Here is a 455-nt window from a genome sequence, read left to right as displayed (position 1 = left end):
ATCATGATGGGTGGCAGCGATGTTCAGGGTCAACCGGGCCAGTTCCGGGGCGCTGCTGACCACATCGGCGGTGCTGTGCAGCACCGCGCCTGCCCGCGCCGGGTCGAAATGTGGTCCGGGCACCCGGGTCCGGAAAGCGTCCGCATCCCAGCCGGCGGTGGGGTTCGGCGCGGTGGCTCCGGCCCCGATCGCCGACAGATCGTCGGCATGCCCGGTGTCGACGTCGTCGCCGGACAGCGGCAGCATCGCGCAGCGGTAGAAGTCGAGAACCTTGCGATCCAACTGGTCGACGGTGGTCATCCGCAGCGCTGCCAGGCCGGTGGCCGCCCGTCCAGGCTTCGTCGAATTCTGTTTGAGACCAACCACTTCGGTCCGGGTGTACAAGGTGTCCCCGATTACCGGGCAGCGGTGGAACGCCAGACCCCGGTAGAACAGGTTTGCCTTGACCCGTTGGG

1 pseudogene is annotated in these 455 nt (G+C 67.5%); it reads right to left on the bottom strand.

Going from position 1 to position 455, the window contains the following annotated elements:
• A pseudogene (locus RM780_RS27685) lies at positions 1 to 455 on the bottom strand (hypothetical protein); the annotation flags it as partial.

The organism is Streptomyces boetiae (assembly GCF_031845405.1).
Lineage (GTDB): Bacteria > Actinomycetota > Actinomycetes > Streptomycetales > Streptomycetaceae > Streptomyces > Streptomyces boetiae.
Note: the sequence above shows the minus strand (reverse complement) of the source record. Positions and strands in the feature narration are given on the sequence as shown.